At 63.1% G+C, this 12,204-nt stretch carries 13 protein-coding genes and 1 pseudogene; 7 read left to right on the top strand and 7 right to left on the bottom strand.

Annotated elements, in window-relative coordinates; all coding sequences use genetic code 11:
- The first annotated feature begins 56 nt into the window (after positions 1–56).
- Complete coding sequence (locus HB778_RS02840; protein ID WP_183461308.1) at positions 57–278, top strand: helix-turn-helix domain-containing protein; 222 nt, start codon at positions 57–59, stop codon at positions 276–278.
- Positions 279–331: 53 nt separating this feature from the next.
- On the opposite strand, the pseudogene HB778_RS02835 reads toward HB778_RS02840, so the two are convergent.
- A pseudogene (locus HB778_RS02835) lies at positions 332–1,023 on the bottom strand (winged helix-turn-helix transcriptional regulator).
- Between the two features lie 176 nt (positions 1,024–1,199).
- Between HB778_RS02835 and HB778_RS02830 the strand changes: the two are divergent.
- Positions 1,200–1,526, top strand: a complete 327-nt coding sequence (locus HB778_RS02830) for a DUF1330 domain-containing protein (RefSeq protein ID WP_183461306.1) — start codon at positions 1,200–1,202, stop codon at positions 1,524–1,526.
- A gap of 121 nt (positions 1,527–1,647) precedes the next feature.
- On the top strand, positions 1,648–2,184 hold the full coding sequence (locus tag HB778_RS02825) for a hypothetical protein (RefSeq protein ID WP_183461304.1): 537 nt from the start codon (positions 1,648–1,650) through the stop codon (positions 2,182–2,184).
- Between the two features lie 87 nt (positions 2,185–2,271).
- Here the strand turns inward: HB778_RS02825 and HB778_RS02820 are convergent, their stop codons facing one another.
- From HB778_RS02820 to HB778_RS02800, 5 genes are all read right to left on the bottom strand, one after another.
- Positions 2,272–3,342 (bottom strand): phosphatase PAP2 family protein, encoded by a 1,071-nt coding sequence (locus tag HB778_RS02820; protein ID WP_183461303.1) that lies wholly within the window; start codon positions 3,340–3,342, stop codon positions 2,272–2,274.
- Positions 3,343–3,615: 273 nt separating this feature from the next.
- Positions 3,616–4,065: an ester cyclase gene (locus HB778_RS02815; protein WP_183461301.1), complete on the bottom strand. Its 450-nt coding sequence runs from the start codon at positions 4,063–4,065 to the stop codon at positions 3,616–3,618.
- A gap of 274 nt (positions 4,066–4,339) precedes the next feature.
- Entirely contained in the window at positions 4,340–4,531 is a 192-nt protein-coding gene (locus HB778_RS02810) for a hypothetical protein (protein WP_183461299.1), read from the bottom strand.
- Between the two features lie 48 nt (positions 4,532–4,579).
- Positions 4,580–4,795, bottom strand: coding sequence for a hypothetical protein (locus HB778_RS02805; protein WP_183461297.1), 216 nt, complete (start codon positions 4,793–4,795; stop codon positions 4,580–4,582).
- Positions 4,796–4,811: 16 nt separating this feature from the next.
- Positions 4,812–5,441: a hypothetical protein gene (locus tag HB778_RS02800; protein WP_183461295.1), complete on the bottom strand. Its 630-nt coding sequence runs from the start codon at positions 5,439–5,441 to the stop codon at positions 4,812–4,814.
- A gap of 656 nt (positions 5,442–6,097) precedes the next feature.
- Here HB778_RS02800 and HB778_RS02795 point away from each other — a divergent pair.
- Positions 6,098–8,197, top strand: a complete 2,100-nt coding sequence (locus tag HB778_RS02795; RefSeq protein ID WP_183461293.1) for an EAL domain-containing protein — start codon at positions 6,098–6,100, stop codon at positions 8,195–8,197.
- Here the strand turns inward: HB778_RS02795 and HB778_RS02790 are convergent, their stop codons facing one another.
- Positions 8,198–8,392: a hypothetical protein gene (locus HB778_RS02790; RefSeq protein WP_179298183.1), complete on the bottom strand. Its 195-nt coding sequence runs from the start codon at positions 8,390–8,392 to the stop codon at positions 8,198–8,200.
- A gap of 321 nt (positions 8,393–8,713) precedes the next feature.
- Between HB778_RS02790 and HB778_RS02785 the strand changes: the two genes are divergently transcribed.
- The 3 genes from HB778_RS02785 to HB778_RS02775 all read left to right on the top strand — a co-directional run bounded on the left by HB778_RS02785 (position 8,714) and on the right by HB778_RS02775 (position 12,203).
- Positions 8,714–9,499, top strand: coding sequence for a uracil-DNA glycosylase family protein (locus HB778_RS02785; protein ID WP_183461291.1), 786 nt, complete (start codon positions 8,714–8,716; stop codon positions 9,497–9,499).
- A gap of 293 nt (positions 9,500–9,792) precedes the next feature.
- Positions 9,793–11,406 carry an amidohydrolase family protein gene (locus HB778_RS02780; protein WP_183461289.1) on the top strand — a complete coding sequence of 538 codons (1,614 nt, stop codon included), beginning with the start codon at positions 9,793–9,795 and terminating at the stop codon, positions 11,404–11,406.
- 80 nt (positions 11,407–11,486) lie between these two features.
- Positions 11,487–12,203, top strand: a complete 717-nt coding sequence (locus HB778_RS02775; RefSeq protein WP_183461287.1) for a 3-keto-5-aminohexanoate cleavage protein — start codon at positions 11,487–11,489, stop codon at positions 12,201–12,203.
- The last annotated feature ends 1 nt before the right edge of the window (position 12,204 follow it).

Below are 12,204 nucleotides of genomic sequence, written 5' to 3'. Positions count from 1 at the left end.
CGCCACCCGTTTCCTGCCAACAAAGAATATGACAAGATTGACCCGGAGAAGGTGTGATGGAAAACATTCGACCCATTGAGACCGAAGCCGATTACGATTGGGCGATTGGCGAAATCACCAAATATTTCGAGAATGAGCCGGAGGTCGGCTCTCTCGACGGTGATTGCTTCGACGTTCTCGCAACTCTGATCGAAGCTTATGAGGACAAGCACTACCCGATTGAAGCACCCGATCCCGTTGACGGGTCGTATCCAACCGGATTCAAAGACTCGCCGTAAGTCCTTGTTTTCGTAGCATGGCGCCCAAAATCGATGCGCGTCTGGGTTCTCTCCTATGCCGCCCGTTTGGGCTCGACCGCAAACGGGCTGAGCCCGAGCCAGGTCTGCATCCTCCTGCCGATAGTCTGGTCGCCGGTTAGGGTAACCTTTGCGCCGGCCTTCTCTACGGTCAGCAACCCCATCCAGATTGCCGTCATCGTGCGCAGGTCCGTCGAGACGTAGAGGTCGACATCGAAGCCCGGATCGTACCAGCACAGGTCGACCTCGCCATGCTTCTCGACGATCAGCCACCACGAGCGTTTGGATGCCGGCAGATCCTGATACAGGAATTGTATCACCGTGCGTCCCTCGGGTAGCGGCGAGGGGTTCAGATTGCGCCGCATGTCCCACATCAGCAGCGACGGATCGAGGTTCTTGAGCGACAGCCGGGACTCGATCCATTTCTGCCCCCAGAACCCCATCGCCTCGACGACCGGGCGCAAATCGCGGCCGGCCTCGGTCAGCCGATAATCGAAGATCCCTCTCTCGCCCGGCACCTCCTTGCGCTCGACGATCCCGCCAGTTCGAGTTCCTTCAGCCGTTGCGACAGAAGGGTCGGCGACATCTTTGGCACGCCGCGGCGCAAGTCGTTGAAGCGGGTCGAACCCGCCACCAATTCGCGCATCAGCACCATCGTCCAGCGGGTGCACAGCACCTCGGCGGCCATCGATAGCGGACAGAACTGCTTGTATCCGTGCTGGCTCATGATTGGTGTTCCTCCTCGAACCGGGGCCGAACATTAGACCTTCATGATCGAAGCGGCGAGTACGGAAACTGTACCACCCCAGTACAGATCGCGGACTGGTTGGCGAGGGGCCGGCCATGCGAGCCCTTTCGCCGGTTGCACGGGATACCCCTGTGCGCCGCAACCAGGAGACGATCATGACCGCTTACGTTATCGCCGACATCAAGATGAAGGACCCGAAGTGGGTGCCGGAATACGCGGCCTCGGTGCACGACATCGTCCACAAGCATGGCGGCAAATATCTGTCGCGCAGCGGCAATGTGAAGACGCTTGAAGGCAAGCCGCTCGATACCACGCTGATCGCCCTGATGGCGTTCCCGTCGGAAGCGGCGGCGCGCGCCTTCACCAACGATCCGGCCTATGCGCCTTTCGTTTCGGCGCGTCAGGGCGGCAGCGACAGCCGTTTCCAGCTGATCGACGACACCGATCTGGCCGGAACGATCCCGTATCTGCCGAAGGGATGATCCTTCCCGGCAGTCGTCACATCGATTTCGGGATCTCCAAGCAGCAACAGCCACAGCGCTTGCCTGCCGGGCCTCCGTATTTCCGGCGGCCGGCCAGCTGTGCTTTTTCAAGAAGAATGGAATGGATATGAAATCAAATCTCCACAACAGGCTCGTCATGGCGGGGGCCATGCTGGCCGTCTGCGCCACCGTCGCACAGGCGCATCAGGAAGCGGCTGAAACCGTGTCCGGCCCCAATCCGCTGGCGGACAAGGTGCGGGCCGCCAACAGCCGGTTTCTCGACGTCAAGGCGGCGACAGAAGAGGGCTATGCGCCCATTCCCTGCGCCAGCGGCATCACCGGCGGCGCCATGGGCATCCACTACGTCAACGGCCAGTACCTGAAGGACGACAAGATCGACATCGCCCGTCCCGAGGCCGTGATGTACGAACCGATGGCCGACGGCCGGCTTAAGCTGGTGGCGGTCGAATACATTACCTCGAAGGGCCCGGCGTCGCTGGACGGACAGCTGTTCAACTTCAACAGCGCGCCCAACCGCTACGGCCTGGGTGAATTTTACGAACTGCATGTCTGGGCCTGGAAGGGCAACCCGACCGGCACCTTCGCCGACATGAACCCGAAAGTGTCGTGCGAACACGCGATGGCGCCGAGCCAGTAACCGGCAAGGCCAGGCGGCGCCAATGCCGCCTGGCTCTCCCAAAGGGCAATGGAGGGACGGTCTGCCCCCGGCTTCAGCCTGGTCCGGTCATTGCGACGCCGGTTCGGGCAGCGGCAGTCCTATCACGGTGGTGTCGCGGCTCGCCTGCGGCAGAACGAAACGGCCCGTCAGGTACCAGAGCACGGACACGACAAGGATCGAAAGGTAGCCGTCAACGGCATAGTGCCAGCCGGTGTAGACCGAGCCGAACAGGATGAGTGCTGCAAAGGACCAGCCGGCGACAGCCCAGCGGCGGCCGAAACCGCTCAGGAAGAACGCGTTGAGCGTAGCGAAGGCGACATGCATGCTTGGCATGGCGGAGATACCGCCGCCCAGTTCGGGGCGGCCGCTTGCGTAGGCTGTGAGCAGATAGCTGGCATAGGTGTGGACCGGCGCGGCGTAGTCGTTCTGCGCTAGCGCGTCCTGCAATGCGGCAAACCGATCGCCGCCGTAGAACTGGTCATGAAATATCGGGCCGGCGGATGACAGCGCCATGGCCAGGACGGTGCCGCACAGGATCGTGGTCAGCGCCAACGTCCAGAGGTAACGCAAACGCCCTGCCGGGTTGTTCCAGAAGGCGACGAACAGCAAAGTGCCGAACCATTGCACGTGCCAGGCATATCCGTAGCCGATGAAAATGACGGCCGAGATGGGTTCGGGAATGACGCTGTGCGCCCATATCCAGGGATCGGCGCCATGCAGCCCAAGATCAAGCTCCGCCAGCATGCGGTCGGCATAGAACGGAACGATCTCCGGGATGGCGATCTTGAAGGTGGTGAAGGCGGTGATGCCGAGAAAGAACAGAAGGATCACCGGTGCGGCGCCCAGCCAGCGCTGCCTGAGCATATCGAGCATGAACCGTGTCGGGCTATGCCTGGCAAATGTCAGCGCCAACAGGCCGAGGCCGGCGACAAGGAGCGTGGGCAGGAAGACGATGAAGGGCTGGGCGTAGGATTGCGCCAGGTGCAGATAGCGGCTCGGCTGCAGGCAAAGCGCGGCCAGGGCATAAGCCAGGCACAGGGCAGTCAGCAGCCAGCCGCTCCTGGTCGCAGCGATGTCCAGGTCAAAAACGGCAAGCGAGCGGCTTTCGCCGTCCCGCTGCCCGGTATGCGCACTCATCGAGGAAAACCCGCTAGCCGCCCAAAGCCTTACTGAGAGTATTTTGAGGATTAAGTATTACGATTCAGTTTCACTTTTAAATTGATAAAATCTCCAAATATTAGATGTGAATAATTCTTCCCTTTTCATCAAGGGTTCGTTGACGACGATGTCGTCGTCAAGTGCATAAGTATTGATGACAGCGGAGTCGCGCTTCCAACTGCCCCGATAGGTTGCCGGGCTTCGGCCGCGGTCGAAGGGGGCCATCGCCTGAGCGGCGATGGCCCTGCAAAATCAGGCGGCCTTGATCAGGCCGAGCTGGGTCAGCGCCGCGACGCCGTCGTCGAGGCCGATCTCCTCGACGATGCGGCCGTCGATCACCTTCAGCACGGTGATGCCGGTGAAGCGCATGGCGCGGCCGGTGGCGGCGGGAAGCGAGCCGGCGAGGAAATCGCCGAAGGCCGGGCCGCTATGCGTGCCGCCGCCCTCCCACTGGCCGACGACATAATCGCCCTCGGCAATAAGATCGGCCGTGGCCCAGAAGTTGAGATCCGGGAAGGCGGCGCGGAAGTCGGTCATGAAGGACTTGATGTCGTCGCGGCCCCGGCGCGGCTCATGCAGTGAATATTTGAGCAGCATGTCGGGCGCGGCGATGTCGTCGACGACGGACAGATCGCAGGTTTCACCCCAGAAGTCGGTGAACCATCTGACGACGACGGCCTTGTTGTCTTCCTGTTTGGTCATTGGGAGCATCCTTTTGTGTTTGGCGGGGGGCATCGGTGTCGCCGATGACCTGAGCCATCCCTAGGACGATCGGGGATGCGCAAAACTCCGGTTCTTGCCGGCCAATCGAAAGACGGGGAGGGTGCCAACCCTACGGCTCAAGAGGCAATAAACAGACTGGTTGGATTGTTTTTGCCATGATTCAGGTCTATCTGACCGACGCGGAGAGCGGTTCGCCGTTTCCGTGAAACGGTGAACTGCTCCAGGCAATGGGGCAGCGATCTTCGCTGACCTGCTAGTCTTCGGTCTTGCCGGCCTTGGCGCGCGCGGCCGCGTCGGTCATTTCGCGCGGGGTCGGCTTGCCGGCAGGCGTTCCGCCTTTGGCGATTTCGGCGATCTCGCGGCGGAGCTCCTCGGCGCGCCGGATCTGCGCCGGCGTATCGCCGGCGCTGGGGGGCTGGTCGGTTGTTCCTGGTTTCTTCGCCATCTCGGGCAACTCCTTTGCAATGGCCGGGGCCCGAGCAACCGAGGCGGATCACTTGGGCCTTTTCGTCACCGCGGCGGCCGTTTTCGTCACCACCGCGATCGTCGCGCGAAGGTCCGCGGCGTGGTTGGCAAAGGCCATGTCGGGCTTGCGCGCCGCCATTGCCGCCTTGCCCGGCGGCTTGGCGCCTCGACGTTGCGCCTCTGCCTGCTTGGTTTGCGTCAGCCGGTCGATCGCCTGCCGCAGATTGCCGTTGCCGACCTTCAAGTTCTGCAGCGCTCCATCAGCGGCCTTTGTACCCCCCGAACCAGGTGCGTTGCCACCATTGTCGCGACGACGGATCGTACCAGCTGAGATAGCCGCCCTTCAGCACCTGCCTCGGCTCCTTTATCGCACCGGTATAGCTGTAGCGGACACCGGCAGAGGCCACCGGGTCGAGATAGTGCGGCGTGTAGAAGTCGGACACCGTGATGCCGTTCACTGTGTAGGCGAACTGCTCCGCCTCGCAGGGATCGCAGACCTCGACCAGGAACTTGACGCGGCCTTGGGTGGCGACCGGAGACTGCCCGGCCACCAGTCGCCGGCCAAAGGGATCGCCCAGCATTTCGAGGAGTTCATGGCTTGCCGTCAGGTGCCAGCCCTCTGAAAACTGGACCAGCGAAAAAGGCTGCCCATGTTGGTCCTCATGGTAGCCGGCCGCATTGGGATCGCCGATATCGTCCTTGATGATGATCGGCCAGTAGTCGAGCGGCATGTCTTCGAGCTTCTCAAATGCCGAGACGTCGGCCTGAATTCCCCATATCGGACCAAAATCCCGCGTCACCTGCTTCTGCAGGGCGCCCGCGACCGCAACCAATTCCGAATTCGTGATGCTGGAATCGTCCGAAACCAGCGCGACATGTCTTGTCAACATGGCAATGCCTCTCCCAGGTTAGTTTCGTTCAAATGATCCGAGGTAACTTCGAGATGGATTGCTGTTCGCAAGCAAACACATCTCGCGCCAGCCCGGCCAACCGCGCCAAGCTGGGTCATGCTCGCCTCTGTCCAAGGTGTGCTTGGTGATTTCCCCGCCAGCAGTTTTGTTTCGCACTTTGAGTTGCTCTGCTGGCTCGGTGAAAATAGACCTGACAGCTACTTTTTTCAACTAAAGAAAACTTTACTTAGGCACGTGGCCGTACCGCTCTTTTCTAACACCCAAACGAACCCATCAAGTGGCTGCCGGGGCAGGATGATTTTGATGTGCGTAACCGCAGAGCGTTCCGCTTCGAAGGCAAATATTATGGGTCTGCGGATTGTTTCAGGGTATCAAGATTGCTTTTACGAAAACTTGACACGCAGAATCTTGATTTGCGATTGCTGACGATCGGTGGGGCGAGTTCCGGCAATCGAGCGCCTGCTTTCGGGAGAGGCATGACGAGCAGCATGTGTCGCTGCGCAGGGACCGGCTACCGGCCGTTTTCCGCTCGGGATGATCTTTAGCCGCGTCAGCCGTCTGTCACGCGATCGGTAACGGTTTCTTCTCTGGTTTTGCCGCAGATTGCCCGCGGGTGGAGCAGGCGAAAACAGACGATGGCACGTCGGGGCAAGAAAAGTCGCAATGGAGCGTTCTGGGGCAAGGCCTTGGAGCGCGCCCATCTTGGCGTCTGGGACTGGGATCTTCGCACCGGCGACTGCTTCTATTCGGCGATCTGGGCGCGAATGCTGGGCTATGAGGAAGATGAACTCGCCAACACCAGCGACCTTTGGCTGCAGCTCACCCATCCCGACGACCGCGAGCGGGCGCTGGCCAGCGGCGACCGCCACATTGCCGGGCTGACCGATGCCATCGAAACCGAACTGCGGCTGAAGCACAAGCAGGGCCACTGGGTGTGGGTGCTTGACCGCGGCGGCATTGTCGAGCGCGGCGCGGACGGGCAGCCGCTCAGGCTGATGGGCGTGCAGACCGACATTTCGAAGCAGAAGGCGGCCGAAGCCGCGCTCGAACAGGTCACGATGCGCTTCCGCCTGGCGCTCGCCGCCAGCGGCACCGGCATCTGGCACTACGACATCGCCACCCACAAGAGCTATTGGGACGCCCGCACCAGGGAGATGTTCGGCCTCGTCGCCGATACCGACGAGGTGCCGGCCGATCTGTGGCACAGTTTTCTGCACCCCGAGGACAAGGAAGCCACCGAACGCGCCCACCAGCCGGCACCCGGCTCGAACGGCGTTACCGCCTCGCAATACCGCATCATCAAGCGCGACGGCGAAATCCGCCACATCGAATCGCTGGTGCGCTACGTCGCCGCCGCTGGTGCTGCCGGCCAGATCCTCGGCACGGTGCGCGACATCACCGAGGACAAGCTGCGCGAACAGGAGCTTGCGTTTGCCGCCCGCCACGACGCACTGACCGGCCTGTGGAATCGCACCGCCTTCGACAGGCTGCTTGCCGACCATATCGCCACGGGCGTGCCGCTGGCGGTGTTCTATGTCGATCTCGACTACTTCAAGGCGCTCAACGACTTCGCCGGCCATGCCGCCGGCGATCTGGCGCTGAAAAGCGTGGCGGCCGGCATTGGCCGCTGCCTGCCGCCATCGGCGCATGCGGCACGGCTCGGCGGCGACGAGTTTGCCCTTTTGGTGCCCCATTGCGACGCCGCGCAGGCTGAGCGGCTGGCCGGCGCCATACTGGCGGCCGTGCGCGGCGCCGATCTCGGCCTTGCCGCGACCGCGCGTCGGCTCGCGGCAAGCATCGGCATCGCCATCGTCAACGACCGGGCCACCACGGTCGCCGACGCGCTGGCCTGCGCCGATGACGCCTGCTACGCGGCCAAGGCCGCCGGACGCGACCGCTTCGCGATGTTTTCGGCCGAGGCCAATTCCGGCGGCCTCAACGCGGCGCGGCTCGCCGCCGACACCGTCGACGCCATGGAGGACGGCCGGCTGAAGCTGTTCGGCCAGGAGATCCACCGGCTGGGAAGGCCCTGGCAGGAAAGCCGCCATGTCGAAGTGCTGGCGCGGCTTGCCGGGCGCAGCGGCACGCTGATCCCGCCCAGCGAATTCATCCCGGCGGCGGAGCGCTTCGGCATTGCCGCCAGGCTCGACCGCTGGATCATCCGCACCGCGCTGTCGCGGCATGGCGCGGCGATGAAGTCCGGCGCGATCACGCTCGGCTTCAACCTGTCGGCGCAGACGCTGAGCGATCCGGGACTGTGGGAGTTCGTCGACAGCATCATCGAGCAAACCGGGGCGCCACATTCCTGTATCGGCTTCGAAATCACCGAAACCGCCGCCGTCACCAATTTCGATGCCGCCGAGACATTCGTGCGCAAGGCGCGCGAGCGGCGTTGCCGGGTCAGCCTCGACGATTTCGGCGCCGGCATGAGCTCGTTCGAATATCTCAGGCGCTTTCCGGTCGATGCCATCAAGATTGACGGCTCGTTCATCGAGCATATCGCCGAGAGCCGCTTCGACCGCGAAATTGTGTTGGCCATCACCAGCATCGCCCGCAGCCTCGGTTGCGACGTGGTGGGCGAGAAGATCGAACGCCAGGACACGCTGGCCATGCTCAGCGATATGGGCGTCGATTTGGGCCAGGGTTTTCTGCTGCACCGGCCTGAACCGCTGGAGCAGATCGTGGCGCGCGCAACCGGGTCGGCAAGGACGGCACCGGCCCGCAGAGCATCATAATCAAACGGGGTGCCGCGCCGTCGCTTGCGGAAAGTCCAGCACCCCGGCCTCGGGCCGCCTGTATTGTGCCTCCGCCACCATTTCGATCAGCAGGTCGAGCGCCTCGCATGCCGCGCGGCTCGTCTCGTCACCGCCGCGCAGGTAGTGATAGGCGCGTTCAAGATGGATACGGGCGGCTGAAAAATCGCTGGTCAAGGGTCCCTCCATGATCCCGCCCTAATGTATCTTGGCGGGCCTGGCGGAACGCGGGGTAAATATCCACAGGCAGGTTTTATTCAAATGCCGTCGAAGCCGCCGAACGAAGGCACGGCAGGTCAATCTGTCGACAAGGCAAGATCCCTGCTTGTCCAACCGTGCCCGAATGACGCGTCCTTGCGATTTTCGGCCGGGAGCCGCAGGTCGAATATTATTGGAAGGAAAATTTCCAAGGCTACTTGAATGTGACGCGGATATAGAATTACTGTCAGTACAGTAATCGAAGAATTCTTGCTGCGTTCAAACCACTGCAGGTGGCACATGAGCAATGCCGTCGAATTCGATCCCGGTCCGCCCGTGGCTTTTGCCCAGCACTTCGCCAGCGTGCCCGACTACGCCCCCTTCAAGAACTTCTTCTGGTATGATTGGGGGCCGGTCTTCTATCGGGGCAGGCTGGATGGGTCGGCGCGGGTGCTGTGCATCGCATCCGATCCCGGGGCAACCGAGAGGGTGGCGCTGAGGACATTGGTCGGCGATGCCGGCCAGCGGGTGCAGGGCTTTCTCGCCAAGCTCGGACTGGTCCGGTCCTATCTCTGCCTCAATGCCTTCGCCTACGCGCTGATCCCCAGCCAGAGCGCCGGCGGTGACGATGTCCTTGACGAGCCGGCGCACCTTGCGTGGCGCAACGCGCTGTTCGACATGGCGAAGGGGCCGCAAGTGCAGGCGGTCATCGCTTTCGGCGCGCAGGCCCAGCGCGCTGTCGCCAAATGGCCTGGCAAGGCTGGAACCCAGGTGTTCAAGCTTCCGCATCCCAGCAGCCACGATCCGCAAGTTCTTGCGAACGCCTGGCGGGCGGCGGTCGTCACGCTGCGCGGCATCGTCACCGCCGACGCCGGCGGCAATGCCACCGGGGCGAACTATGGCGCGCAACTGGTCGAGGCCGACTATGCGGTGATCCCGCGACGTGACCTGCCGTTCGGGGTTCCCGCCTTCATGGGCGACGACCGCTGGCTGCGGGCGATGGCGCCGCCGCAGTTCGCCAGCGTCAGCCGGCCTCAGCCCGACGACCGGCATACGCTGATCTGGAAGGCGCCGAAGTCGAATTAAGGTATGTTGAGATTCAGGTGATGCCGGCCTGCAAACGATGGCTTTCTGCGCTTCCGGTGCTCACGGACCCGAATGTCCGCTCCGCTCCGGTTCTCGAAAACCACCATTTTCGGCTCGGCCTGACCTGAATCTCAACACACCTTAGACCGATTGAGAAATTGAATTGTCGAACAGGTCTAACCATATGTTTTTGTGGGGTTTCGACCTTTCCTGACGAATTTGCTCCGTGGCGCGATCTGCCGGCGTTAACCCGATGTTGCGCCTTCATCGGGGTTTGAAGAACAGGGGGTTCCATGCAAGCCAGCAAACGTGCCTATCGCGGACGTGTCGTGCAGATGGACGCGGCATTCACTGTGCTTGCCGACGCTATCATCTGGATCGAGGCCAACCGCATCATCGGCGTGACGGACGCCTCGGTCGCGCCGCCACCGGGCTTCGAACATCTGTCGCCGGTCGTGACCGGCGGCACGTTCTTTCCTGGCCTGATCGAGCTTCACAATCATCTCGCCTACGACATACTGAAACTGTGGGCGGTGCCGAAGCTCTACAAGAACCGGGGTGCATGGCAAGGCAAGCCCGAATACCAGGCGCTGGTCACCGAGCCGATGAAGGTGCTGGGCAAGGCGCCGGGCATTGCACCGGCGATCGCGCGGTTCACCGAGGCAAAGTGCCTGGCCGGCGGCACGACCACCTCGCAAGGGCTGACCCTGTTCAGCGCCGCCGGCATCAAGCGCAAATATCGCGGCCTGGTACGCAATGTCGAGGAGAGCCTTGACGCCAACCTGCCCGATGCGCAGGCGCAGATCCCCGATTTCGCGGCCGACAAGAAGGACATTTTCCTCAACTATCTGAAGACGCACAAATGCATGCTGCTGCATCTCAGCGAGGGAATCGACGCCAGCGCCCGCAAGCATTTCCTCGATCTCAAGATCGGGCCGGACGAATGGGCGATAGCGCCGTCCCTGACCGGCATTCACTGTAACGCCCTCAAACGCGAGGATTTCGACCGGCTGGCACAGGCCGGCGCCGGCATGGTGTGGTCGCCGCTGTCCAACCTGATGCTCTACGGCCAGACCGCCGACATCGCGGCGGCAAAGGCCGCGGGGCTGCGTATCGGCATCGGCTCTGACTGGTCGCCGACCGGCAGCAAGAACCTGCTGCACGAGATGAAAGTGGTCTGGCAATACAGCCAGGCCAATGGCGGGCTCTTCAGCCAGCGCGACATCGTCGCCATGGCGACGATCAACGCGGCGGGTCTGTTGCGCTGGGATCGCTATCTCGGCTCGATCGAGGCCGGGAAATATGCCGACCTGATGCTGGTGCGGGGCAATGGCGGCGACCCTTATGCCAGCCTCTTCGCGGCTGACGAGACCAAGATCGACCTTGTCGTCATCGACGGTGTCCCGCGCTACGCCACATCGGGACTGGCGGCGGGGTTTTCAGCCACCGCCGAGGAGATTTCCTTCGCCGGCGAAAGACGCCTGATCAATCTCGACGACGCTTCGGCGGACGAGGCGGTTGCCGGGCCCGGGCTGGCGAAAGCGCAGGCACTGCTTGCGGAGGCCATGGGCAATCTGGCCGGGGCCGCCGAGCGCGCCATCGCGTTCGAACGCATGTCGCCGACCTTGCGGGCGCAGGCCATGCCCCGCCAGGCGCAGTGGACGCTCGTTCTCGACCAGGACGAGCCGCACGACCTTAATCTTCGGCCGCGCTTCAGCGACGAGGCGCACATGCCGTCGCTGGTCCGACTGTCGGCTGCTGCAAAGCCGCTCGCGGCGATTGCGCCGGCGACGCTGAAACCGCAGAAGCTCGATCCGCTGACGGTCGCCGGCGATCCCGACTATTATCCCTCGCTGCAGGCGCAGATGAACATTCCGGCGGCGATCAAGCAGGGCCTGCACGGCTGATCCCTGTCAGCAGTCTCGAGGTCCGGCTCTTTGCCGCGCGACATGGTGAGGGTAGGGTTGGATTTTGAGGGTGGCACCCGATGATCGTCCAGGCCTGCATCAATGGCGCGCGTCCGCGTGATTTCCACCCGAGACTGCCGCTCGACGCGCAGGCCATGGCCAGCGATGCGGCTGCCTGCGTCGCGGCGGGTGCTGGCGAACTGCACATCCATCCGCGCGGCGCCGACGGGCGCGAAAGCCTGGCCGCCGTCGACGCGACGGTGCTGGCCGTGCGCCGGGCCTGTCCGGGTACGCTGGTCGGCGTGTCGACCGGCGCCTGGATCGAGGATGATGTTGCGCGGACCCGCGCGGCGATCGCCGGCTGGCGCGAGCTGCCCGACTATGCCTCGGTCAATCTGTCGGAGCCCGATGCACCCGCCGTGATGGAGCTGTTGCGCCAGCGCGGCGTCGGCATCGAGGCCGGGCTCGCCACGATAGCCGACGCCGAGCGGTTCGTTAGCCTTGCCGATCACAGCCAAGTGCTGCGCATCCTCATCGAGATCGACATCCAGGATTTGTCTGCAGCGCTTGACGAGGCGCACGGCATCGCCGCCGTGCTCGAACGCGCCGAAGTGCGGCGGCCGATCCTGTTGCACGGCGTCGACGCCACGGTCTGGCCATTCGTTCAGCTGGCGCACCAAAAACGCTGGTCGACGCGGGTCGGACTGGAAGACGGCAAGACGCTGGCCGATGGAACGGTGGCCAAGGACAATGCGGAAATCGTTGCGGCGGCGGTCGCGATTTTCCGCTCCGCGTAGG

Source organism: Mesorhizobium huakuii (assembly GCF_014189455.1).
In the GTDB taxonomy this organism is placed as follows: Bacteria; Pseudomonadota; Alphaproteobacteria; order Rhizobiales; family Rhizobiaceae; genus Mesorhizobium; species Mesorhizobium huakuii_A.
This window is presented reverse-complemented; position numbering and strand designations above follow the sequence as displayed.

Excerpts from the sequence above, each read along its gene's own strand:
- HB778_RS02840 (WP_183461308.1), top strand. The coding sequence starts at position 57 with ATGGAAAACATTCGACCCATTGAGACCGAAGCCGATTACGATTGGGCG.
- HB778_RS02830 (WP_183461306.1), top strand. The coding sequence starts at position 1,200 with ATGACCGCTTACGTTATCGCCGACATCAAGATGAAGGACCCGAAGTGG.
- HB778_RS02825 (WP_183461304.1), top strand. The coding sequence starts at position 1,648 with ATGGATATGAAATCAAATCTCCACAACAGGCTCGTCATGGCGGGGGCC.
- HB778_RS02820 (WP_183461303.1), bottom strand. The coding sequence starts at position 3,342 with ATGAGTGCGCATACCGGGCAGCGGGACGGCGAAAGCCGCTCGCTTGCC.
- HB778_RS02815 (WP_183461301.1), bottom strand. The coding sequence starts at position 4,065 with ATGACCAAACAGGAAGACAACAAGGCCGTCGTCGTCAGATGGTTCACC.
- HB778_RS02810 (WP_183461299.1), bottom strand. The coding sequence starts at position 4,531 with ATGGCGAAGAAACCAGGAACAACCGACCAGCCCCCCAGCGCCGGCGAT.
- HB778_RS02800 (WP_183461295.1), bottom strand. The coding sequence starts at position 5,441 with ATGTTGACAAGACATGTCGCGCTGGTTTCGGACGATTCCAGCATCACG.
- HB778_RS02795 (WP_183461293.1), top strand. The coding sequence starts at position 6,098 with ATGGCACGTCGGGGCAAGAAAAGTCGCAATGGAGCGTTCTGGGGCAAG.
- HB778_RS02785 (WP_183461291.1), top strand. The coding sequence starts at position 8,714 with ATGAGCAATGCCGTCGAATTCGATCCCGGTCCGCCCGTGGCTTTTGCC.
- HB778_RS02780 (WP_183461289.1), top strand. The coding sequence starts at position 9,793 with ATGCAAGCCAGCAAACGTGCCTATCGCGGACGTGTCGTGCAGATGGAC.
- HB778_RS02775 (WP_183461287.1), top strand. The coding sequence starts at position 11,487 with ATGATCGTCCAGGCCTGCATCAATGGCGCGCGTCCGCGTGATTTCCAC.